The 22,180-nt window shown below is 66.8% G+C and carries 17 protein-coding genes; 9 read left to right on the top strand and 8 right to left on the bottom strand.

The window, feature by feature from the left end; genetic code table 11:
* The first annotated feature begins 13 nt into the window (after positions 1–13).
* Both QFZ36_RS08770 and QFZ36_RS08765 read left to right on the top strand, forming a co-directional pair.
* Positions 14–1,225 carry an acetoin utilization protein AcuC gene (locus QFZ36_RS08770; RefSeq protein ID WP_306635605.1) on the top strand — a complete coding sequence of 404 codons (1,212 nt, stop codon included), beginning with the start codon at positions 14–16 and terminating at the stop codon, positions 1,223–1,225.
* A gap of 89 nt (positions 1,226–1,314) precedes the next feature.
* Positions 1,315–1,917, top strand: coding sequence for an ArsR/SmtB family transcription factor (locus QFZ36_RS08765; RefSeq protein WP_306635602.1), 603 nt, complete (start codon positions 1,315–1,317; stop codon positions 1,915–1,917).
* A gap of 81 nt (positions 1,918–1,998) precedes the next feature.
* Here the strand turns inward: QFZ36_RS08765 and QFZ36_RS08760 are convergent, their stop codons facing one another.
* Positions 1,999–3,345, bottom strand: coding sequence for an alpha-hydroxy acid oxidase (locus QFZ36_RS08760; RefSeq protein ID WP_306635600.1), 1,347 nt, complete (start codon positions 3,343–3,345; stop codon positions 1,999–2,001).
* A 105-nt stretch (positions 3,346–3,450) separates the two neighbouring features.
* On the opposite strand from QFZ36_RS08760, the gene QFZ36_RS08755 reads away from it, so the two are divergent.
* Positions 3,451–4,179 carry a FadR/GntR family transcriptional regulator gene (locus tag QFZ36_RS08755; RefSeq protein ID WP_306635598.1) on the top strand — a complete coding sequence of 243 codons (729 nt, stop codon included), beginning with the start codon at positions 3,451–3,453 and terminating at the stop codon, positions 4,177–4,179.
* Between the two features lie 9 nt (positions 4,180–4,188).
* On the opposite strand, the gene QFZ36_RS08750 is transcribed toward QFZ36_RS08755, so the two are convergent.
* The gene (locus QFZ36_RS08750; protein WP_306635595.1) at positions 4,189–6,684 is read right to left on the bottom strand and encodes a beta-glucosidase family protein; all 2,496 of its coding nucleotides are present in this window, start codon (positions 6,682–6,684) and stop codon (positions 4,189–4,191) included.
* Positions 6,685–7,992 carry an MFS transporter gene (locus tag QFZ36_RS08745; RefSeq protein ID WP_306635593.1) on the bottom strand — a complete coding sequence of 436 codons (1,308 nt, stop codon included), beginning with the start codon at positions 7,990–7,992 and terminating at the stop codon, positions 6,685–6,687.
* Positions 7,993–8,120: 128 nt separating this feature from the next.
* On the opposite strand from QFZ36_RS08745, the gene QFZ36_RS08740 reads away from it, so the two are divergent.
* On the top strand, positions 8,121–8,714 hold the full coding sequence (locus tag QFZ36_RS08740; RefSeq protein WP_306635591.1) for a TetR/AcrR family transcriptional regulator: 594 nt from the start codon (positions 8,121–8,123) through the stop codon (positions 8,712–8,714).
* A 15-nt stretch (positions 8,715–8,729) separates the two neighbouring features.
* Here the strand turns inward: QFZ36_RS08740 and QFZ36_RS08735 are convergent, their stop codons facing one another.
* Entirely contained in the window at positions 8,730–9,764 is a 1,035-nt protein-coding gene (locus tag QFZ36_RS08735) for a LacI family DNA-binding transcriptional regulator (protein WP_306635589.1), read from the bottom strand.
* A 383-nt stretch (positions 9,765–10,147) separates the two neighbouring features.
* Here QFZ36_RS08735 and QFZ36_RS08730 point away from each other — a divergent pair, with 383 nt between their 5' ends.
* The 5 genes from QFZ36_RS08730 (at position 10,148) to QFZ36_RS08710 (ending at position 16,112) form a co-directional block, all read left to right on the top strand.
* Positions 10,148–11,593, top strand: coding sequence for a Gfo/Idh/MocA family oxidoreductase (locus QFZ36_RS08730; RefSeq protein ID WP_306635587.1), 1,446 nt, complete (start codon positions 10,148–10,150; stop codon positions 11,591–11,593).
* A gap of 27 nt (positions 11,594–11,620) precedes the next feature.
* Positions 11,621–12,586 carry an NAD-dependent epimerase/dehydratase family protein gene (locus tag QFZ36_RS08725; RefSeq protein ID WP_306635585.1) on the top strand — a complete coding sequence of 322 codons (966 nt, stop codon included), beginning with the start codon at positions 11,621–11,623 and terminating at the stop codon, positions 12,584–12,586.
* Positions 12,583–13,488, top strand: coding sequence for a 5-dehydro-4-deoxyglucarate dehydratase (locus QFZ36_RS08720; protein ID WP_306635582.1), 906 nt, complete (start codon positions 12,583–12,585; stop codon positions 13,486–13,488). The genes QFZ36_RS08725 and QFZ36_RS08720 overlap by 4 nt, the downstream gene beginning before the upstream one ends.
* A complete protein-coding gene (locus QFZ36_RS08715; protein WP_306635580.1) occupies positions 13,488–14,591 on the top strand; it encodes a mandelate racemase/muconate lactonizing enzyme family protein in 1,104 nt (367 codons plus the stop codon). Before QFZ36_RS08720 ends, QFZ36_RS08715 begins: the two co-directional genes overlap by 1 nt.
* Positions 14,592–14,660: 69 nt before the next feature.
* Entirely contained in the window at positions 14,661–16,112 is a 1,452-nt protein-coding gene (locus QFZ36_RS08710; protein WP_306635579.1) for an aldehyde dehydrogenase (NADP(+)), read from the top strand.
* Positions 16,113–16,264: 152 nt separating this feature from the next.
* Here QFZ36_RS08710 and QFZ36_RS08705 read toward each other — a convergent pair whose 3' ends face one another.
* The 4 genes from QFZ36_RS08705 to QFZ36_RS08690 are packed head-to-tail and all read right to left on the bottom strand — an operon-like array spanning position 16,265 to position 22,022.
* Positions 16,265–17,383 carry a M24 family metallopeptidase gene (locus QFZ36_RS08705; RefSeq protein ID WP_306635577.1) on the bottom strand — a complete coding sequence of 373 codons (1,119 nt, stop codon included), beginning with the start codon at positions 17,381–17,383 and terminating at the stop codon, positions 16,265–16,267.
* Complete coding sequence (locus QFZ36_RS08700) at positions 17,380–19,494, bottom strand: DUF6807 family protein (protein WP_306635575.1); 2,115 nt, start codon at positions 19,492–19,494, stop codon at positions 17,380–17,382. Before QFZ36_RS08700 ends, QFZ36_RS08705 begins: the two co-directional genes overlap by 4 nt.
* On the bottom strand, positions 19,491–20,705 hold the full coding sequence (locus QFZ36_RS08695) for an acetylxylan esterase (RefSeq protein WP_306635574.1): 1,215 nt from the start codon (positions 20,703–20,705) through the stop codon (positions 19,491–19,493). The genes QFZ36_RS08700 and QFZ36_RS08695 overlap by 4 nt, the downstream gene beginning before the upstream one ends.
* A 48-nt stretch (positions 20,706–20,753) precedes the next feature.
* On the bottom strand, positions 20,754–22,022 hold the full coding sequence (locus tag QFZ36_RS08690; RefSeq protein ID WP_306635572.1) for an ABC transporter substrate-binding protein: 1,269 nt from the start codon (positions 22,020–22,022) through the stop codon (positions 20,754–20,756).
* Between the last annotated feature and the right edge of the window lie 158 nt (positions 22,023–22,180).

The following is a 22,180-nucleotide window of genomic DNA, read 5'->3' as shown; positions in this document are numbered from 1 at the left end:
TAGCCTGTGATTGATGACATATCTGCCCGGTCTCAGCAAGCCCGCGCCGCCAACGACGGTGGCGTGGGGCGCCGACATGACCGCCTACAATTTCGGTCCGGGCCACCCCATGGCACCCGAGCGGATGGACCTCACGGCACGACTGGCCCGCAGCCTGGGACTCTTCGACCTCGACCACGTTTCCGTCGAAGCCCCTTACGTCGCCACGGACGCCGAACTCGAGTCGGTGCACTCGGCTGAGTTCGTGGCAGCGGTCCGCCGCGTCAGCGGTGACCCGTACGCGACGGACGAAGCCCGCGGCCTGGGCACTGAGGATGATCCTGCGTTCGCCGGGATGCATGAGGCTGCCGCCAGGCTGGCCGGCGGCTCGCTGCTGGCCGCTGCAAAGATCCTGGACGGCTCGGCCCTGCACGCGGTCAACTTCGGCGGGGGCATGCACCACGCGTCCCGCGACCGGGCCAGCGGGTTCTGCATCTACAACGACGCCGCACTCGCCGTGCAAAAGCTGCTCGACGGCGGGGTCGGCAAGGTGGCATACCTCGACGTCGATGCCCACCACGGGGATGGCACGGAGAGTATTTTCTGGGATGATCCCCGGGTGCTCACGATATCCCTGCACGAAAGCGGGCTCACCCTCTTCCCCGGCACTGGATTTGCCAACGAAATCGGCGGACCCAAAGCCGAAGGGAGCGCAGTCAACATCGCCCTGCCCTCAGGAACGGGCGATGCCGGGTGGCTGCGCGCCTTCCACGCGGTGGTGCCCCAGCTTGTGGCGGCGTTCCAGCCGGAGGTGATCGTGAGCCAGCACGGCTGTGACTCGCACCGGACCGATCCGCTCACGCACCTCAACCTCAGCGTTGACGGACAGCGGGAGGCGGCCACCGCCGTCGGCAATCTTGCCGCCCGTTACTGCGACAACCGCTGGATTGCCACCGGCGGCGGCGGGTACAACGTGCTGCAGGTGGTTCCGCGGTCCTGGAGCCACCTCATTGCCATCGCGGCAGGCCGGCCGGTGCCGCTGCGCACGGCGGTCCCGGAGGACTGGCGCAGGTACGTTGAGGAGAAATTCGGTGCGTCGGCGCCGGACCTGATGGGCGACGACGTGGAGCTGTGGTGGCGGTCCTGGGAAGTAGGATTCGACCCCAACGACGCCGTGGACCGCACCGTGATGGCTACCCGCAAGGCAGTCTTTCCGCTGCACGGACTGGACCCCTGGTTCGACTAGAACCACGCTTCCGCCCGCCCTCGTCCCAATGGCTTGGCCCGGCGAAATAGTTGATGCCTTTCGGCGTATATGTCGCTAGGGTGGGAGGCATGGTGACAGACGACGTATTTGCCGTCATAGCGGAATCGACCCGGCGGGACATCCTGACCTCCCTCCGCTCCGGAGACAAGGCAGTGGGGGAGCTCGTGGAGGAACTGGCGGCAAGCCAGCCCACCATTTCCAAGCACCTGAAAGTCCTGCGTGAAGCGCAGCTGGTGAGCATGCGGGCGCAGGGCCAGAAGCGCTATTACGCGCTGAACCGCAAGCCGCTGGAGGGGATCGCCAGCTGGCTGGAAACGTTCGACGTCGGCTCGGCAGCCGCCGCGGTGACGTCACCTGCCGCCCCTGCCTCCGCCGTCGTGAGCCGGGACGAGGCGCCGGCCCCATCCCTGGCGGAAGCGCTGCAGGTAGCGCCGGCGAAGGAACACGCAATCGCCGATGCCGTGGCAGCGGATGCTGTCTCCGCCGGCGTCCTGGCGCCCAATGGCGCAGACCTGAGTCCCGCCGTCGTTATTCCCGGCGGAACAGCTGCGCCGCTCAGCGATGACAGCGTGCCCCAGCAGATCGGCCGGACCGTGGGCCGCGCGGCCACCAAAGCAGCCGACCTGCTGGCGAACCTCCCCAACCTGCCGAAGTTCGGCCGCAAAAAATAGCCCGTTAACCCAAGTAGGTAGCGCCAAGTGTCGTTCTGACCCGTCAAAACGACACTTGGCGCTACTCAGTTGGGGTCCGCCCTACTTGTTGAGCAGGCGGACGTGGTCCGGGGTGAGCTCGGAGAGCTTGCTGACGCCCAGCAGCGCCATGGTGCGCGCCATGTCTTTTTCGAGGATCTGGAGGGCGCGGTCCACACCGGCACGCCCGCCGGCCATCAGGCCGTACAGGTAGGCGCGGCCGATCAGTGTGAAGTCGGCGCCGAGGGCCAGCGCAGCCACGATATCGGCCCCGCTCATGATGCCGGTGTCGAGCATGATCGCGGCGTTGGTGTTGTCCGTGGTGAACGCCTGCTTGACCTCGGGGAGGAGGTGGAACGGGATGGGGGCACGGTCCAGCTGGCGGCCGCCGTGGTTGGACAGGACCACACCGTCGGCGCCGTGGTCCACCACGCGGCGGGCGTCCTCCACGGTCTGGATGCCCTTGACCACCAGCTTGCCCTTCCAGGTTTCGCGCAGCCAGTCCAGGTCCTCGAAGGTGAGCGTGGGATCGAACATGGAGTTGATCAGGTCCGCCACAGTGCCGGTGTAACGGGACAGCGAGGCGAACGTGAGCGGTTCGTGGGTGAGGAAGTTGAACCACCAGGCGGGGCGGTACGACGCGTCCAGTACCGTCTTGACGGTCAGCGCCGGCGGGATGGTCATCCCATTGCGGACGTCGCGGAGGCGGGCGCCCGCCACTGCCGTGTCCACGGTGACCATGAGCGTATCGTTGCCGGCCCTGGCGGCACGTTCAATCAGCTCCAGCGAGCGGTCGCGGTCCGTCCACAGGTACAGCTGGAACCAGTTGCGGCCATTGGGTGCGGCGGCGGCGACGTCCTCGATGGAGGCGGTGCCCATGGTGGAGAGGGTATAGGGGATGCCGGCTGCCTCAGCTGCCTGCGATCCGGCGTACTCACCTTCGGACTGCATCATCCGGGTGAAGCCGGTGGGGGCGATGCCCACGGGGAGGCGGGAGGGCTTGCCCAGGATTTCGGTGCTCAGGTCGATAGCGGAGACGTTCCGCAGGATTCCGGGGCGGAATTCGATGTCCAGGAAGGCCTGGCGGGCGCGGCGGAGGGTGATTTCTTCTTCCGCTGCGCCATCGGTGTAGTCGAAGGGTGCCTGCGGGGTGCGGCGCTTGGCGATGTCCCGCAGCTCCCAGATGGTGCTGGCCCGCTTGAGCCGGGCTTCTTTACTGAACCCGGGCTTCTTGAACTGCATCAGGGGAGCCAGGTCCGAGTACTTGGGGATGCGGCGTTTCAGCGCCGCGGGCACGGCGGACGAGGCGCCGCCAGCGTCGGGAGCCGTGGCTGAGGGCGCCGCCGGGATATCCGTGGCGTCCGGTGCCGGAGTGGCTTCCGGGTTGTTGGGCTGGATAGTGTGGGTCATGGCGTCCTCCGTTGGGCCGGTGACAAGGTCCTGGGTGCAGGGACCAGCTGTGGTCTAACCACACTCTAGGGCATGTGGTCCAACCACATCAACTACTATTGCTCCATGAAGACCCATCAACTTGTCCTCGCCTGGATTGAGGCCGAGCTCTCGGAGGGGCGGCTGGCAGTGGGCGGGCGGCTTCCCGCCGAACGTTCCCTCGCCGAGCAGCTGAAGGTGTCCCGCACGTCTGTCCGTGAGGCGGTCAGGATCCTTGAGGCGATGGGCGTGGTGCGGGCCGGAGTTGGGTCCGGCCCCGAAGCCGGGACGGTTGTCATCTCGGATCCGACGGCGGCACTCGGCTCAGCCCTGCGGCTGCACGTGGCCACGCAGCACCTTCCTGTGGCGGACATCGTGGAAACCCGCGTGCTGCTGGAGTCATGGGCGGTGTCCCACGCCAGGCCGGATTCGCCTGAGCTGGCCGGCGCCGCCCGGCTCCTTGCTGAGATGGATGCCGAAGAGGTGGAGGTGGATGAGTTCCTGGCGCTGGACGTCCGCTTCCACCTGGCTCTCGCAGACGCTGCCGGCAACGTGGTGGTCAGCGCCATGATGGGATCGTTGCGCGAATCCATCACCGGCTACGCGTCCCGGCTTACGGCCAACCTGCCGGACTGGGACTCCACCGCGGCGCGGCTGCGGGGGGAGCACCGTGACATCCTTGCCGCCGTGCAGCATAACGACGGCGAACGGGCGGCCAAGCTTGTCGCAGCGCACATCGAGGGCTACTACAGAGAAGCCGGGCTGCCGCCGATAGAACGGAGCCAGCCCGGCCGTAGGTCGGGTTTGCGTCGGTGACGGAGTCTGCTAGCGCAGCTCTATCTCCACCGACTGGAAGTCATCGGCGGAATGGCGGCCCACCAGGATCCGGAACGTCCCTGCCTCAAACTGCCAGCCGCCGTCGTAATGCCCGAAGGACCTGGCCGGAATCCGGACCGCCACGCTTTCGGTGCCGCCGGGGGCCAGGTGCGTCCCCACATAGCCCGCCAGCCACTGGACGGGACGGTCCACTGACGACTCAGCCCGCTCCAGGTACACCTGGACCACTTCACGGCCGGCACGGCTGCCCGTGTTGCGCACCGGCACATGTACCACCACGTCGTTGCCCGCCAGGACCGACTGCGGGGCGTGCGGTGCGCCCAGTTCGAAGGTGGTGTAACCCAGCCCAAAGCCAAACGGGAGGGCCGGGGCGGCGCCTCCTTCAGCCTGCTGCTTGAGCCAGGCCCGGTAGCCCACGTGGATGCCCTCGGAGTACACAACCTTGCCGTCGACGGGGGTGGTGTTCAGCACCGGCACGTCCTTAAGCGCGGCGGGCCAGGAGGTGGGCAAACGGCCACCCGGTTCCTCCACACCCAGCAGGATGTCGGCGATGGCCCGGCCGAATTCCTGGCCGCCGAACCAACCCAGCAGGACGGCGCCCACCTTGTCGATCCACGGCATGAGGACCGGTGAACCGGAGTTGACCACAACCACGGTCCTCCTGTTCACCGCGGCGACTGCCTCCACCAGCTGGTTCTGCAGCCCGGGGAGGTCCAGGTCCTGGCGGTCGAAGCCCTCGGATTCGATGGCGGCGCTGGTTCCCACCACCACGATGGCCACGTCGGCAGCCTTTGCCGCTTCCACGGCCGCGTCGATTTCCGCCTGCGGGTCCTCCACCACGGTTTCCTCGCCCAGGAGGATGGCGGTGAAAGGAATCACCTGCTCCTTCGGCAGCTGGTAGACCGCCTCGATGCGGACGGGTTCGCCGGCTGCGGTTTCCACACGGTGGACGGTCTTGGGCGGGTCGAAGAGGGCGGCGCCCAGCACGTCAGTGTCGTCCTCAATCTCACCGTTGAACACCTCCCCGCCCTGCAGGGAGAGCTGGATCTGGCCCACGGTTCCGACGCCCAGGTGATGGACGCCGGCCGTCGGAGCAGTCCAGTCCGCCTCCATACGGATGGCGGCCGCGCCCTCCGGGATGCCGACGCCAAACCAGATCAGGTGCGACGCGAGCCGGTCCTCGCCCGAGATTTCCGAGCCGTCTTCAGCCAGGAAGGTCACCCGCATCCCGGGCACGTTCGTGACAGGGTTGTGGAGCGAGGTGCGCGGGAAGGCCTGCAGGCCTTCGGCCACCTTGGCCCCACGGGCGTAGCTGACGCTGACGTCCGGGAGCGCCTCACGCAGGCCCTCGAGGGGTGAGACCGTGTATTTGGGCATGACCGTGGCGCTGCCGCCGCCCTGCGTGCGGGCTTCCTCCGCGTTGTGCCCGCTGACCGCGACGCTTTGCAGCGCGGCCGGGTCAAGGGGCAGGAGTCCGTCCCTGTTGCGGACCAGGACCGCACCGCGCACGGCCACTTCACGCGCCACGGCGGTGGCGTTGAGGGCTGCCGGAAGTTCGGTCACTGCAGGAGCTACGCCCTCCAGCGAGCCCACACGGGCCGCGAGGCGGAGGATGCGGATGACTTTTTCGAGGATCGCAGAGTGGCTGACGCGGCCGTCATTCACGGCGGCCAGCAGCTTGGGGCCCCAGTGTCCTACCGGCCCCGGCATCTCCAGGTCCTGGTTCGCGTTCGCCGCTTCCACGGAGCGGACCCCGGTCCAGTCCGAGACAACCACACCGTCAAAGCCCCATTCGGTGGACAGCGGCGTCTTCAGAAGCTTGTTCTCACTGGCCGTGGTGCCGTTGATGGAGTTGTAGGAGCTCATGACCAGCCATGCACGGGCCTCGGTGATCGCGTCCTCGAAGGCCGCCAGGTAGAGCTCGCGCAGCGGACGCTCGTCCACCACCGAATCCGCCATGAAACGCTCCGTCTCCGCCTCGTTGGCGAGGTAGTGCTTGGGCGTGGCGCCGACGCCCATGGACTGCACGCCGGCCACGTAGCCGGCCGCCAGGGTGGCGGTGAGGCGCGGGTCTTCGCTCATGCACTCGAAGTGCCGGCCGCCCAGCGGGGAGCGGTGAAGGTTGATGGTGGGTCCCAGCACCGCGTGCACGCCCTTGCGGCGCGCCTCCTGGCCCAGGACCTGGCCGTAGCGTTGTGCCGTTTCCACGCTCCACGTGGCCGACAGCGCTGACGACGACGGCAGGGAGACTGAGTCATGCCGCTCGTCGAAGTCTTCGCCCCGTACGCCCGACGGACCATCTGACAGGACAACCCGGGAGAGGCCAATGGAGGGGAGGGCGTGGGTGGCCCACACGTCCGCGCCGGTCAGCAGCTGGATCTGCTGTTCCAGGGGAAGGTTTTCGGCGAGTTCCCGGATGCGCGCTTCTGCATCCGGGGAACCGGCGGCTGGAACCGTGACGGCTGGGGCAAGGGCGGGGTTCATTTACTTGACTCCTTTGATGCGGGTGACGAGGACGGCGCCGATGATGCCGACGACCGCCCCGCCGATGAAGAGCGCGGGGTAACCGCCGAGCGTGATGACTGGGAATGCGAGCGCGGGGACCAGGGACTGCGGCAGTGCCTGGGCGATGTTGAAGACGCCGAACGTTTTGGCGTTCTCGCTCTGGCTGCCGGGCAGGAGATCGGCGATGAGGGCTACGTCCACAGCTCCGAAGCAGCCCAGGCCGAGACCGGCGATAGCCTGACCCACGAGGACCTGGTCAGTGGTGGTGCTGGTGGCAATGACGATCAGGCCGGCCATCATGATGATGGCGGAGGCAACAACCATCCCTTTGCGCTTGCCGATCTTGTCGCTGATCCAACCGCCGGCGAGGCTGGTAATCACAGTTCCCAGGGAGCTGACCAACGTTGCCTGGAAGACCAGTGATGCCACTTCGGTCTCCGCGACGCGGAGGTGGTCGGCGAAGAAGTAGGGCAGGTAGAGCAAGCCGGCGCAATAGCCGATGTACACCAGGAATTTGGTGAACCAGGCCCAGCCCAGGCCCGGGTAGGTGCGTGGGTTGAAGTAGAAGGACCCGCCGATTTCCTTCAGGCTCAGCGGGGCCGGCTTCTCGGTGAGGACCCGGTCCTTGAAGGTGAAGGCGAAGGCGATGGCTACTGCTGTTCCAACAGCGCCGGGGACCACGGCCATCTGGAAGGCGTTGTCGAAGAGTTGGGCGAAATAGGCGGCGGCAACCAGGCCAACCGGCAGGGTCATTCCGATCAGCCCGGACAGGCGCCCGCGCTCAGCGGGTGCTGTTTGGTCCGGGAGGGTTGCCACCAGTGCTGCCAGGGCCGCGTTGAAGCTGAGCTGGGCAAGGACCCAGGCCACCAGCACGCCGGCAACGTCGGTGGCTGACCCGAGCAGGATCAGCGAGCCCATCCCGACGATGGAGCCACCGACTATCCAGGGCTTGCGCATGCCGAACCGGGACGTGGTCCGGTCGCTCAGGCGGCCGAAAAGGGGGTTGGCCAAAAGGGCGATCAGTGCGCCCACACCTGCCACCAGGCTCAGGGCTCCGGCCCGGGTTTCCGGAGTGGTGATCTCCGAAACCTTGATGGCCAGCACCACCAGGGCCGGCGCCAGGACAGCCATCCACAGGCCGGCGCTGGCGATCGGCATGCCGACGACGTAGGCGCGGGGTGTACTGGTGGGCGCTCCCAGGGCGGGAGCGGATTTAGCGGTGTTGCTGGATGAAGTTCCACGGGCTGGCAGCCCTGCGGAATCCCCGGTGATGGTCTTGACGGCCACGGTGCCTCCTGACAAAAAGTGACCCTCCGTTGGGTCCTGCAAAAGATGCTACATGCAAAAACCGAGTCTGACTAGATTTTGAGCACAGCGCGAAATTTTGCCGTAAAGCCGTGAAATACACTGGCCTGATGTCTTCATCAAAGCCACGCGGCCAGTACGCAAAAGGAGCGGAACGCCGCGAACAGATCATCCAGACGGCAACCGACGTTTTCGCCACAGAAGGCTTTGAGGGCACCGCACTGAAGCGAGTGGCTGAACTGGTGGGGGTGAAGGAAGCCACCCTGTTCCACTACTTCCGCGGCAAGCAGGAACTGTTGACGGCCGTTCTCGCTGAAAGGGACCGCCGGAGCCTTGCATCGACAAACGCGGAAGAAGCGGGCCTTCCCCTGATGGTCCGGTCCGCCGAACGCAACCGTCATGAACCGGGCCTCACCACCTTGTATGCAGTGGCGTCAGCTACGGCGAATGACCCCGGACATGATTCACACCGGTATTTTGAAGAGCGGTTTGCCGAGGTGGTTGACGTTCTGGCCACCGACATAGCACGCCGGCAGAAGGCTGGAGAGGCGCGCGCGGACCTGCCGGCGGCGGATCTTGCACGGCTGGTGGTTGCTGTTTCCGACGGGCTGCAGTTGCAGTGGCTCTACAACAAGGAGGTGGACGTGGCGAAGGGGCTCACCCAGGTCATAGACGTGCTCCTGAAGCCGCCGGCCGGGCCTTAGATGTAGTGAAGGGTTTTAGCCGTGCACTGTTGAGCGCGGAGCCTTGGCAGGGCCGCTGCTGGCCCGGACCTCGAGGCGCGGCTGGTAGCGGCTGCCCGGAGCATCGTTGTCCTCCTTGCGGATCAGCGCGCGGAGCTGGTGCCAGGCCTGCTCGCCCAGTTCGGTAATGGGCACGGCAGCCGTGGTGAGGGCGGGGGTAGTGTACTTGGCGAACGGGATGTCATCGAAGCCGGTGACGGAGATGTCGCCGGGAACATCCAGCCCGCGCTCGTGCAGCCCGCTCATCAGGCCCATGGCCACCAGATCGTTGAAGGCAAGGATGCCGGTGGCGCCGCTTTCCAGCACTGCGTCCACAGCCTCATGCCCGGTATCGAAGTCCGAACCGCCTTCGAGCATCCGCACGTCCACCTCCGGGTGGGCAGCCTTGAACGCTTCCAGGCCCTTGAGGCGCATGCCGTTGGAGGCGCTGCGGGGCGGGCCGGCAAGGAATGCCAGGCGGGTGTGGCCCAGGTTTACAAGGTGCTCGGCGAGGTCCTGCACGCCCTGCCCGTAATCCACCACCAGGCTGGGAACGTCCGCTGCCGCCGTGGTCCGGTTGATGAGCACCAGCGGGCTCAGTGACGGCGCGATCTCCTCCAGTTCGGCGTCGGTCATGCGGGGCGCGCACAGAACCAGGCCGTCGCAGCGCCTGCGGGCCTCGCCAGCCAGGATGGTTTCTTCGCTGGACACCTCGAAGGAATCAGCGATGAGGACACGGTAGCCGTCCTGGGCGGCAGCCCGGCTCAGGCCGCGGAGGATGGCCTGGAACGTGGGGTTCGCGAGGTCCGGCACCACGATGCCGATGGTATCGGTCTTGCCCAGGGCCAGGCTGCGGCCCACGGGGTTGGGCTGGTACTTCAGTTCTGCCGCTGCCGCCCGGACGCGGGCGGCGATATCCGGGTCCACGGTGAAATTCCCGTTCATGACCCGGGACACGGTGGCATGGGAAACCCCTGCCTTGACGGCAACATCCGCAATGCCAATCCTGCCGGTTGCCGATCTCCTGGCCATGGTGGTCCCTTTCCTTTGCGCTGCGGGTCGCGAGCCCTGCGCGTGCTGCTGCCCTGGACGTTCTGCTGCCGAAGGCAGGTTCGTGCCGCCTATTCCTGACAGCGTGTTGATTCTCAGCATATAACGCTGCGGGAAAGCGATTTCTAACGTTTTCCCAAGTTTTCCCACAAGTTTTGGCCGTTCCAGGCGGGCCGCGGTGGGCCCCCGAGTAGAAAACGGTTTCTCGCAGTGCTGATAATGGTTGACGGATGGCCGTTCGGGTTGATACAAATCTAATAACGAAGTGAGAAAACGCTTTCTTGGCCGGTGCGTCGGAGCGCCGCATGTCGATACGTCAGAGGCCGCCAGGGCGGCCAGGTAATACCTTTCGAAAGGGACCCTTCATGGTCAACACAGCCGAGTCGAGTACTGCAGGGACGGCAACAGCTGCCGCGGACACCTCCACAGCCCTTGGTACTGCAGCCGGACACGGTGGCAAAGCCCGCATCGCCCTTATCGGCACCGGCGGCCGCTCTGAGATGTACATCCGCGCCATCTTCGGCAGGCACGCCGATACCGCCGAACTCGTCGCCTTCTCGGACGTGAACCCGGGACGCGTGGAGTTCTACCAGCAGCTCATCCAGGAACTGGGCGCACCCGGACCGGTCGCTTCATTCGATCCGGCAGACCTCACCGCCTTCATCCAGGCCAATAACATTGACCGCGTCATCGTCACCACGCCTGACTACACCCACGCCGATTACATCGTGGAGGGACTCCGCGCGGGCGCGGACGTCGTCGTCGAAAAACCCCTCACCATCGACGCTGAAGGCTGCCGCCGCATCACCCAGGCCGTGCACGAGACCGGCCGCAACGTGGTGGTCACCTTCAACTACCGCTACTCCCCGCGCAACAGTGCACTCAAGGAAATCATCCAGAGCGGCGTGATCGGCAAGGTCACGTCCATCGACTTCAGCTGGGTCCTGGACACCGTGCACGGCGCGGACTACTTCCGCCGCTGGCACCGCGAGAAGAAGAACTCCGGCGGCCTGCTGATCCACAAGGCTTCGCACCACTTCGACCTGGTCAATTGGTGGATCGACGACGTCCCCGAGCGCGTCTTCGCCTCCGGCGGCCTCAAGTTCTACGGCGACAAGAACGCCGCCGAGCGCGGCCTGGGCCCCCGCCCGGAACGCGGTACCCCCGACGCCGATGCACCGGTCACCGGTGAGAAGGATCCGTTCACCCTGGACCTGCGCGAAGACGAGCGGCTCAAGGCTCTCTTCCTCGACAACGAGCACTACGACGGCTACCGCCGCGACCAGGACGTCTTCACCGGCGGCATCACCATCGAGGACAACCTCGCGCTGGTAGTGGAGTACCAGGGCGGCCCGCGCCTGAGCTACTCCCTGAACGCCCACAGCCCGTGGGAGGGCTACCGCGTGGCCGTCAACGGCACGGAAGGCCGCGCCGAGCTTGAGGTGGTGGAACGCGCCGCTGTGGTCAGCAGCACGGACAAAAAGACCGTGGTGGACCCCAGTGCAACGCCCATCGAAGAAGAAGACGCCATCCGCCGCAACGGCGAACGCCTGGTGGTCCAGCGCCACTGGGAGGCAGCCTACGAAGTACCCATCATCAACGGTGAAGGCGGCCACGGCGGCGGTGACGAGCTCCTGCTCTCGGACCTCTTCAACGGACCGGGCGAGGACCCGCTGGGCCGCCCCTCCGGCTACCTTGACGGGCTGCGCTCGGTCTCCGTGGGCATCGCCGGCAACCGCTCCCTCGAGACCTCCCTGCCCGTACGCATCGAGGACCTGGACCTCGGCGTCGACCTCCGCCGCGGCAACTGACCGCAGCGCCGGACCCGAAGGAATAACATGAGCAGGATTTTTGTCACCGGCGGCTCCGGCCGCCTGGGCCGCAGTGTTGTGGCCGGGCTCGCCGAAAAGGGCCACCACGTGATTTCTGTGGACCGGGACGCCGTTCCGGCCGACCAGCTGCCCGCCGGCGTTGTCCAGGAAACCGCCGACCTCCTGGCCCCCGGCGAGGCGCTGCGCCTCCTCCGGGAAACCACGCCCGACGCCGTCATCCACCTTGCCGCGATCGCCGTACCGTTCAGCGCGCCCGAGGACGTCATCTTCGCCACGAACACTCGGCTCGCCTTCGCCGTGGTCAGCGCCGCGACCGAAGTAGGGGTGCAAAAGATCGTGACGGCCAGCAGCCCCACGGTACTGGGGTACGGCTCACCCGCGGGCTGGCTGCCGCCGTCGTTCCCGCTGGACGAGCGGACCCCGCCAAAGCCGTGGAACGCCTACGCGCTGTCCAAACTCATCGCGGAGCAGACCGTGCAGGCGTTCGCTGCCGCGCAAGGGGAGAAGATCCGGTACGCGGCCTTCCGCCCCTGCTATGTGATCTCCCCCGAGGAGTGGGAAGGCGCGCCCACCCAGCAGGGCCACACCCTCGCTGAACGGCTGGCCGATCCCGCACTGTCCGCACCCGCACTGTTCAACTATGTGGATGCCCGGGACGTGGCAGACTTCCTGGACCTGCTCCTGGAGAAGATGCCGTCCATCCCCAATGGGGAAACCTTCTTCGTCGGCGCCGCTGACGCCCTCGCCACGTCACCCCTGGCTGAACTGATGCCGAAATTCCTGCCCGGAAGCGAAGCCCTCAGCGCAGGCCTTACCGGCACCAGCCCGGCCTTCTCTATCGCCAAGGCCCAGGAACTCCTGGGCTGGCACCCCACGCGCAGCTGGCGCACTGAACTGAAATCCCATCCCACCCTCAACGACGAGAACCCCGCGCTGGTTGCTGCCGGCAGCGGAACCCAGGAGACACCATGAAATTCGACGGCGTACTGTTCTTCCCCGTCACCCCGTTCACGGCCGAAGGTGCCGTTGACGTCGAGCTGCTCAAGGAGCACATCAGCTCCCGGCTCCCCTTCGGGCCGGGCGGCGTTTTCCCCGCCTGCGGCACCGGCGAATTCCACGCCCTCAGCATCGAGGAGGTCCGCACCGTGGTGACGGCCGCCGTCGAGGTTGTCGCCGGCAAGGTGCCGGTCGTTGCCGGTGCCGGCGGCCCCCTGGGCCACGCCCTCGCCGCCGCCCGCGCGGCCGAAGAAGCTGGTGCCGACGCCCTCCTGGTGCTCCCGCCGTACCTGGTCACCGGGCCCACCGAAGGGCTGGTGGCCTACATCGAGGCGGTGGCCGGCGCCAGCAGCCTGCCTGTGATCGTCTACCACCGCGGCAACGCAAAGTTCACCGCTGCTTCGATCGCGCGGCTTGCTGCCAACGCCAAGGTGGTTGGGTTCAAGGACGGGCTGGGCGACGTTGGCCTGGCCCAGGAAATCGTCTCCGCAGTCCGCGCCACCGGACGCGAGGACTTCGCGTTCTTCAACGGCCTGCTGACTGCTGAACTGACCCAGGGCGCCTACCGCGGACTGGGGATTCCCCTGTATTCCTCGGCCGCATTCGCCATGGCCCCGGAAATCGCTAAGGCGTACTACGACGCCTACATGGCCGGTGACGAGGAGCGCCGGAACGCCCTGCTGGAAGGGTTCTACGCACCACTGGTCCGGCTCCGCGACCAGACCCCCGGTTTCGGCGTTTCGCTGATCAAGGCTGGCCTGCGCCTGGGCGGCCTGCCCGTTGGCTCCGTGCGCCCGCCGCTGGTAGACCCTAGCGAGGAGCAGCTGGTCCAGCTTAAGGCCATCCTCGCCAAGGGCTACGAGCTGGCCGGCCGCTGATGGGCGCCCTTGCCGCCGAAGCGGTCCGGACAGTGCCGCGCATCACGGGCCTCTCCACCCGGCTCATCACCGTTCCGCTGCGCCGCAGCTGGGGCGTCGAGGCGCCGGAGAACCATGTGATCGTCACGGAGATCCACACGGACGACGGCGGTGCGGGGCACGGTTTTTCCTGGACGCCCACCATTGGCCCCCAGGCGGTTAAGGCGCTGCTGGACTATGACATTGCGCCGTTCATCTCCGGGTTGCCCGCCAATCCCGAGGTGGTCTGGGACGCGCTGTGGAAGCGGCTGCATGAGGCCGGCGGCGGGGGCCTGACCACCATTGCGATGGCCGGGGTGGACCTGGCGCTGTGGGACCTGCAGGCTTCACGCGCCGGCACCTCCGTCACCGGATTTGTGGGCCAGCGGCAGGAGTCCGCGGAGGTTTACGGTTCCGGCGTGAACCTGCACTACAGCCTTGAAGAGCTGGTCGCCCAGACGGAACGGTGGATCGCGGCGGGGCACCAGGCTGTGAAGATCAAGGTGGGCAAGCCGGACATACGCGAGGACGCCGAACGCGTGGCCGCCGTCCGTTCCGTCCTGGGGCCGGACCGGAAACTGATGATCGACGCCAACCAGCGCTGGGACCTGCCCACCACGCTCCGCGCCCTCGATGTCCTGGCCGGCTTCGGCCTGGAATGGCTCGAGGAACCCATCAGGGCGGACGATCTCTGGGCCTACCGGAGGCTCCGCAAGCACTCGCCGGTGCCGATCGCCCTCGGTGAAAACCTCCACACCATCTACCGCTTCCGCGATTTTATTGAGGCGGAAGCGGTGGACATCATCCAGCCGAACATCATCCGGGTGGGAGGCATCACCCCGTTCCGGCGGATCGTTGAACTTGCCCGGACCAACAGCATCAAGGTGATGCCGCACCTGCTCCCGGAGCTGTCCGGCCAGCTGGCGCTGACGCTCGCGGAGCCTACCCTGGTGGAGGACGTGGAGGAGGCGTCCTTTGAGCAGCTGGGCATACTGGCGGGCCCGTCGCCGGTCCGGTTCAGCAACAGCCGGGTGACACTCACGGACCAGCCGGGGCTCGGCTTCCGCTTCCAGGACGCACCGTAAGCCCGGGACACACAGTAAGCCCCGGGCGCACCGGAATGAAGAACGCACAACCACAGAACAGGTACTGACGTGACAACTGCAACCCTCTCCTTGTCTGAGCTCGCGGCCGCTGCCACTGAGGCTGCCAAAATCTCGGCGGCGGCCTCCGATGCACAGCGCGCCGCCTGGCTCACCGCCGTGGCCGACGCTTTGGACGCCAACGCCGCCGAGCTGGTGGAGATCGCCGATTCCGAGACCAGCCTGGGCGCCACCCGCCTCACCGGGGAAGTGGCCCGTACCACCGGCCAGCTGCGGCTGTTCGCGCGCGTCATCACCGAGGGCTCGTACCTCGAGGCAGTGATTGACCACGCGAACCCGAACGCCACCCCGCCCACGCCCGACCTGCGCCGCATCCTGCGGCCCATTGGGCCGGTGGCGGTTTTCTCGGCGTCGAACTTCCCGTTCGCCTTCTCGGTGGCCGGCGGCGATACCGCTTCCGCGCTGGCCGTGGGCTGCTCCGTGATCGTCAAAGCCCACTCCGGCCACCTGCGCCTCTCGGAGCGGACTGCTGAGATCGTCGCTGCGGCCCTCCGTGACGCCGCCGCGCCGGAGGGTCTGTTTGCCCTGGTGAGCGGCCGCGAGGTGGGAACAGCCCTGGTCCAGGATCCGGCCATCAAAGCGGTGGGTTTCACCGGTTCCATCCCGGGTGGCCGGGCCCTCTTCGACCTCGTAACGTCCCGACCGGAACCCATCCCGTTCTACGGCGAACTGGGCAGCCTGAACCCGGTGGTGGTCACCGAGGCAGCGCTGGCCAAACGCCCGGGCCAGCTGGCCGAGGGCCTCGCCGGATCCTTCACCCTCGGCGCCGGGCAGTTCTGCACCAAGCCCGGGCTGGTGTTTATCCCGGCCGGAACGGATTTCGCCGCCCAGGTGGCGGAGGCCAGCAAGGACAAGCCGGCCCTGGGCATGCTGACCAGCCGGATCGCCGAGGCCTACCCGGACGGCCTGCGCAGCTTCGCTTCCGTACAGGGCGTGGACGTTGTCAGCGGCAGCGTGGACCAGGATGCGGTGTCAAACGGCGCAGCCCCGGTGGTCTTCTCCACCACCGCTGCGAACGTACTGGAAAACCCTGAGCAACTGCTGGAGGAGTGCTTCGGGCCCACCACCATGCTGATCGAATACACGGACCGGGAGGAACTGTCCGCCGTCCTGGCCAAAGTACCGGGCAGCCTGACTGCCACCGTCCACGCGCAGCCGGGGGAGGACCTCTCCGGGCTCGTGGAGCAGTTGTCCGAACTCGCGGGCCGCGTCCTCTTCGACGGCTGGCCCACCGGCGTCGCCGTCAACTGGGCCCAGCAGCACGGTGGCCCCTACCCGGCCACGACCTCGCTTTTCACCTCGGTGGGGGCGACGGCGGTCCGCCGGTTCCAGCGTCCGGTCGCCTACCAGGACGCTCCGGAGTCCGTCCTGCACCCGGCGCTGCGCGAAAGCAACCCGCTGGGCATCCCGCGCCGGGTGGACGGGGAGCTCGTCCTCCCCTAACAACCCTCTCTCAGTTGATGTGGGTTTGGACGAAACGCTAGCGCAGCTAGCGTCGCCTTAATCGAAACGCTCTCTCAGTTGGCTTGCCGGTACGGCGGCTACAACTGAGAGAGCGTTTCGCATTTCGGTGCATTATCTGAGAGAGCGTTTGCTTAGAGCTGGAGCGTGGCCGGCCGCTGGATGCCGTTGACCGCCGTCGCGGGCCAGCGGGGATCGACGGTTAGGACCTGGAGGCCTGACGCGGTGAGCTGGACGGTGTCCTCGATCTTGACGCCGGGCCCGGACGGGTTCCAGGTGAACGCCTGGTTCAGGACCACCGTGTCCGTTGCTGCAGCGGTGACGCGGGGATCACGGCCAGCGTAGCCGGCCGGCCCGCCCTGGTGGTGCTGCTCCCACTGGTCCGGGCCGAAGCCGTGCCGGGTGTAGGCTGCCTTGATTTCGGCGAAGATCCTGTCGAGCCTGGTGCCGGGGACGGTGGCGTCGAAGATGTCCGCTTCCACTGCGGCGATACGTGCCTCTGCGTCGCGCTCGTCCACCGTGCCGCCGTCGAACCTTACCCAGCGGGTGATGTTGGTGACCATGCCGTCCCTGCGGGCACACACAACCGCCATGGCCCGGCGGCCGAGGGGAGAGTGCGTGGCCAGCGGGTGCCGGAACGCGCTGCGGTTGCTGCCGTTGCACAGCAGGACCAACGGCTCCGCTCCGGCGGCGACAACCCGGGCTGCCAGGGCGGAGACCAGCTCAAACTCGGTGGTCTCCGGCCGCGCCGTTGAGAGGACGTCCGTCATCACCGCTGCCATCTCGGCGCTGAGGCGGGCGTAACGGGCGCTTTCTGCCGGGAGGAGCTGTTGGCGGGCGGCCCGCAGCTCGCCCGTGATGTCTGCTTCCGCCAGCGGCGTTGCGCCAGCTTCAGCGGTGCCGACGGCGGCGGCCGCCTCGTGCAGGTTGCCGTGCCAGGGCACGGTGTGCAGGGCGACGCCGGCCGGCAGTTCCTCGGCAGCGATACGGCCGGCTTCATTGTTGAAGGTGACGAGGTGGTCGCCACCGCGGTCCACCAGGAGGGCAGCGATTGGATCGCCGGCCAGGCTGATGTGCACGCGGCTGCCGTCCAGGTACCAGGTCAGGGCGGTGTTGGTAGTCAGCAGCAGGGAGTCCTTCCCCTTGGCATCGAGGATGTCCAGGATCTGCCGGCGTTTGACGGCGCGGTCGTCGGCGGACGCCGGCGCTACCCTGCCCGCAAGCGATGTGGTTTCAGCTGTTGTCTGGCTCATGAACGGTTCCCCCGACGGTTGACCAACGATTCGATGTCTGCTGTGCCCAGGATGCCGTCGGCCACAAAAACGGTGATGCCGCGCTGTACAGGATTGCCCGGTTCAGCAATGACCGGCCTGTCCCACGCCAGCGACTGGCCCACGCCCGGGTAACCATCCGCCCGGACGAACCAGGGGTCCGTGGAACCCTCTGCCGGCACAAAAACGAGCGTTGCGCTGCCGCCTGACGTGCCGCCGTCGGACGTTCTGTCTTCCAACGTCCCGGCCCCGAACTCTCCAGCCCAGGCGAGCCAGGGCGTCACGGAACCGTGGACCTCGGATTCGCCCGCGCCGGCCGGCGTCCATACGGTGGCGCCGCCGCATTCGGGCAGCCGCCAGAAGAACCCGCCGTAGCCGCCTTCATGGCGGCCGTTGGAACCGGGGCTGCCCAGGCTGACCGGCTGGTCGCCGGCGGGGGAGAGGGCAAAGTCGAGGGAGAGCCGCCAGGTGGCGGAGCTGACGCCGGACCACGTCCAGGTGCGCTCCTCGACCAGGACCGGGGCGTCGTCGGGCCCGTTCCAGCTCAGTGTTTCCTGCAGCCGGCCTTCGGGGCCTCCTGTCACGGCAGCGGTCTCCTCGATGGAGGTTGCGGTGGCGGTGATTCTGCCGTGGTCAGGACGCCAGATGTACTGTCCGGCTTCGCGGGTATAAGTGCGGCCGCCCCAGAAATTGGTGCCGTCCACATCCTGCAGGGCCACTCCGACGCCGAGGTGCCATACGTGGTCCAGGGGCTGATGGTCCGTAACCACGGTTCCTGCAAGGGTCCGGACCGGGTGCAGGTAGGGCCGCGGCGAAGACACTGCGCGGATCCGGCTGCCGTCCTGGTACTCCGCGATCTCCTGGCCGTCGATTGTCAGCGGGCGGACCGGTGGTAGCTTCCGGGCCCACGGCACTCCGAGCTCGGCAAACGTGGCCTGCGCTTTGGCGGCACGTTCCAGGGAAGGCCCGATGCCGTGAACCACGGGGTGGGCGTCGTCGCCTTCCCCCTCCCACGTGATGTGCTCCGGGCTGATCTGCTGCGGCGCAGGCGCGGTGCGGATGGCTTCCAGCACCGTTGTGAAGGCGCCGGTGTCCGGCAGGGAACACAGCAGCGGGGCGCCGGTGGACCGCGCGTCCAGCAGGTTCTCCAGCAGGTCTGTCCGGCCGAAGGTCTCGCGGCGCTCGCCGTCGGCCGTGGTGATAACCACCTCATCTTCTGTGTAGAACAGCGTGATCTCGCCGAGCGTGCCGTGGACCGTCACGGACGGGTTCTGCTGCTCGGGTGCACACAGCGTCAGGCCGCAGAGCAGCGTGGTGCCGGCGGCGGTGCGTACGCGGAGGATGGAGGTGTCATCACTCTCGGTATCGTGGGCCCGGTAAAGGTCCGTCTCCACCGACTTAACATCCGCGAGGGTGTGCGCCCCGGCCACGTGGAGCGCCGTGGCCACCGCATGTGCCAGGGCGTTGGTTGCCACGCCGTCCACGACGTCGATGCCGTCCAGGCTGCGCTTCCCGGCCCAGCGTGACCGCTTGAAGTAGGCCTTGCTCCGCACCCACTGCCCTGTGGCGCTCAGCCCGAGGACGTCACCAATGCCGCCGGATTCCACCACGGCGCGGATGGCAGGCAGCGCGCGTGAGCCGAGGCTCTGGAAGCCCACCTGGACCAGCCGCCCTGCGCTTTCGGCCGCTGCCAGCACTTCCTCGAACTGGGCGAGGGACGCCACCGGCGGCTTTTCCACATAGACGTCCTTGCCGGCTGACAGAGCGGCGAGGGCCAAGGGAGCATGGGTCTGGATGGGGGTGGCAAGAATGACGACGTCGACGCCCGGATCCGCTGCCAGCAGCTGCGCCAGGTCATCGAAAACGGCTACCGATTCTGCCAGCTGTCCCTGCGCCGGCGGGTTGGGGTCCGCCACGGCGACGAGTTCGACGGCGCCGGCTTCCTCGAGCCGCGCCAGGTTGGCCAGGTGCCGTTCGCCGAAGCCGTGGACGCCTACCAGGGCTATGCGTGGGACAGCCGCGGGGGCAGCGGCGGGCGGGTTGTCGCCGCCCGGGTGCGTGCTGCTTTCCGTGATGGCGGAGTGTTGAGTCATGAGGGTGATCCTTGTGAACTGAAGGTGGATTGGGAGCTGAGGGTGGATTGGGAACTGAGATTGGGCGGGCAGTGAAGGGTGGCGGCGAGGAAGGCGAATGCTTCCTCCTGCATCCGGGAGGTGAACACGTGGCCGCCGGGCCAAAAGCTTCCGGTATAGGTTCCATGTGGGTGCAGCGACTCCAGGATGGCGTGGGCCTCGCGCATGCCGCCTTCCGGAAAGAGTTCGTCAGCCAGGGCGTACTGCACCAGCAGCCGGCTGGCCGCCGACCTTGCAGTGAGCTCCGGCCAGTCGCCGACGCGCCACAGGCCGGGAGTCTGCAGCAGCCAGGAATGGGCGTCCAGGTGGGCGGGCAGCAGCGACTGGAATGTGGTCATCATGCAGGTCACCACGTAGCTGCGGATCCGGGGGCTCAGCGCGGCCAAGGCCAGGGATCGGCCGCCGCCGCCGGAGAAACCGATGCAGCCCAGCCTGTCCTTGTCCACGTCCGGCAAAGTGGCGAGGATTTCCAGGGCGGCAAGGTCGTCGTGCGCCACCATTCCGGCCAAGCTGGTGCCCAGCAGGCCTGCGGTTTTGGCCACGGTTTCCTCGTGAAACCCGGCTGCGGCGTTGTACACCTCGGCTTCGGAAGGCACCACGCCGTCCTCCCGCCAATGCGCCTGCCTTGCCGCCAGGGCCGCGGCCGTTCGCCAGGGCGGGAGGTCAAGGCTGAAACGGCGGCTGCCCCAGGCGAAGGTGTCGTGGGCGAGGACGGCGAAGCCGCGGCGCGCAATGTCAGTGGCAAGGGCGTGGCCGTCATAGTGGCCGGCACGGGCACTCTCCGCCGAAGGATGGGACTGGGGGAGCTCCACCAACCGGTCCGCGCCGCCGAACTTGTTCCCGCCGTGGCAGTGCAAGGCCAGGACCCCGGGCAGGGGACCGGAAACGCCGGTCAGGCGGATCAGCCAGCCCGTGGTGCGGGGACCGAAGCCCAACTGCCAGCTGAGCTGGGAGGTGGTGACGCCGTCGTGCGTCTCCTCCCAGAGGACCGTCACGTCAGGTGGCGGCAGCGCGCCGGGTACGCCGAGGGCGTCTGCGAGTTCCTGGGCCGCCGCGCTGGCCGCCTGGTAGCGGGGGTTTCCCTGAACGTAGGCAGGCCAGTCCTCGTAGCCGGCAATCGCGCTGGGCCGTGCCGGGCGGGGATCTTTGGTCACTCCGGCATTACCGCTCACTGGCTTGCCTCCTGTTCGGGTGGTTGTATTGATGACTTTCGCCGGGGGCTAGCCAAGGTTCGAGTTAACCTCTTGGATGAAGCCCTTGGCGGCGTCCCGCGGGGAGATCTTCCCGAACAATACATCCGTGTTGAACCGGTTTAGGACCTCCATTGTTGCGGACGATCCCGCGGGGAACGGCAGCGGCGGCTCGATCTTCATCTCGGCAAGGCGGTCCAGGTACACCGCTTCCTTCTGCTGGGATTCCTTCAGGAGCGGAGTGATGGCGGCCTTGAGTTCGGTGTTGGCCGGCATGCCCCGGTCGCTCTTGATCTTGGTGGCAGCGTCAACATTGTTCACCAGGTAGTTGATGAAAAGGGCTGCTTCCTTGGGGTGTGCGGACTTGGAGGAGATGGCGTATTCCATGGAGGACCGCAGCCAGGATCCGGCCTGCTTGCTCTCGTTCGGCAGCTTCATCATGACCAGTGGGGAACCCGAGTAGGAGTTCATCTGGTTGCTCCAGGAAATCTTCATGCCCTGCTTGCCCTGGCCCATGAGGGTCATTTCGGGCTGGGCCGAGCCGTCCTCAACCGTCTGCGACGCGGAAGGGGCACCGCCGGATTCCATCAGCTTTTTGTTTAGCTCGAACCATTTGGCGGCAGTGTCCTCACTGATGCCCAGCTTCTTACCGTCGTTGGTATACAGGTAATCACCGTTCTGCCGGGCCCAGACGGCCAGGAAGGAGTCGTTCGCCATCGGGGTTGTGCCGAAGGTTCCGGCCGGGGACTTTTTGGTGATCTCGGCCGCGATGTCCGCGTAATCGTCCCAGGTCCAGGTTTCATCGTCCGGCAGTTCCACTCCGGCAGCTTCGAAGACTTTCGGGTCGATGACCATGGACATGGCATTCACGCCTGCGGTGAGGGTGTACTGCTTGCCGTCGATTTTGCCGAGGTCCACGGTCCCTTCGGCAAATTTCGAGGTATCGATCTGGTCCTTGACCTTGTCCAGGTCCAGGAGGACACCGCGGGTTGCGTATTCGCTCGGGTAGGCGCCGCTCATGGCAAAGACATCGGGAGTGGTACCGCCGGCGATCTGGGTGGCCATCTTGTCCCAGTAGGAACTGAATTCGGTATTCTCGCCCTGCACCTTGATGGTGGGGTTTGCGGCCTCGAAATCCTTGATGACTTCGAGGGTGGTCTTGGCCCGGGAGTCGTTGCCCCACCAAGCGAAGCGGATGGTAACAGGATCTTCTACGGTCCCTACCTTTCCAGCTTCCGGCTTACTGCCGCAGCCGGTGAGAACCAGCGCCAATACTGCTGATGCGCCGGCTGCTGCCATCGACGCCTTCTTGAGACCAAACCGCATTGTCCTGCCCGTCAGTTAGTAGATTCAGGCGATGTGACGCCGCTACAGAAAACGCTTTCTCAAAAACTAACAAAGGGCTATACAAGAGTCAAGAAACCGTTTACTTTGGTACGGAGCCGCTTTTTCATCCG

This window comes from Pseudarthrobacter siccitolerans, from assembly GCF_030823375.1.
GTDB lineage: Bacteria > Actinomycetota > Actinomycetes > Actinomycetales > Micrococcaceae > Arthrobacter > Arthrobacter siccitolerans_A.
The sequence above is the reverse complement of the archived record's forward strand: the minus strand, read 5'-3'. Positions and strand labels throughout refer to the sequence as shown.

Excerpts from the sequence above, each read along its gene's own strand:
- QFZ36_RS08770 (WP_306635605.1), top strand. The coding sequence starts at position 14 with ATGACATATCTGCCCGGTCTCAGCAAGCCCGCGCCGCCAACGACGGTG.
- QFZ36_RS08765 (WP_306635602.1), top strand. The coding sequence starts at position 1,315 with ATGGTGACAGACGACGTATTTGCCGTCATAGCGGAATCGACCCGGCGG.
- QFZ36_RS08760 (WP_306635600.1), bottom strand. The coding sequence starts at position 3,345 with ATGACCCACACTATCCAGCCCAACAACCCGGAAGCCACTCCGGCACCG.
- QFZ36_RS08755 (WP_306635598.1), top strand. The coding sequence starts at position 3,451 with ATGAAGACCCATCAACTTGTCCTCGCCTGGATTGAGGCCGAGCTCTCG.
- QFZ36_RS08750 (WP_306635595.1), bottom strand. The coding sequence starts at position 6,684 with ATGAACCCCGCCCTTGCCCCAGCCGTCACGGTTCCAGCCGCCGGTTCC.
- QFZ36_RS08740 (WP_306635591.1), top strand. The coding sequence starts at position 8,121 with ATGTCTTCATCAAAGCCACGCGGCCAGTACGCAAAAGGAGCGGAACGC.
- QFZ36_RS08735 (WP_306635589.1), bottom strand. The coding sequence starts at position 9,764 with ATGGCCAGGAGATCGGCAACCGGCAGGATTGGCATTGCGGATGTTGCC.
- QFZ36_RS08730 (WP_306635587.1), top strand. The coding sequence starts at position 10,148 with ATGGTCAACACAGCCGAGTCGAGTACTGCAGGGACGGCAACAGCTGCC.
- QFZ36_RS08725 (WP_306635585.1), top strand. The coding sequence starts at position 11,621 with ATGAGCAGGATTTTTGTCACCGGCGGCTCCGGCCGCCTGGGCCGCAGT.
- QFZ36_RS08720 (WP_306635582.1), top strand. The coding sequence starts at position 12,583 with ATGAAATTCGACGGCGTACTGTTCTTCCCCGTCACCCCGTTCACGGCC.
- QFZ36_RS08715 (WP_306635580.1), top strand. The coding sequence starts at position 13,488 with ATGGGCGCCCTTGCCGCCGAAGCGGTCCGGACAGTGCCGCGCATCACG.
- QFZ36_RS08705 (WP_306635577.1), bottom strand. The coding sequence starts at position 17,383 with ATGAGCCAGACAACAGCTGAAACCACATCGCTTGCGGGCAGGGTAGCG.
- QFZ36_RS08700 (WP_306635575.1), bottom strand. The coding sequence starts at position 19,494 with ATGACTCAACACTCCGCCATCACGGAAAGCAGCACGCACCCGGGCGGC.
- QFZ36_RS08690 (WP_306635572.1), bottom strand. The coding sequence starts at position 22,022 with ATGGCAGCAGCCGGCGCATCAGCAGTATTGGCGCTGGTTCTCACCGGC.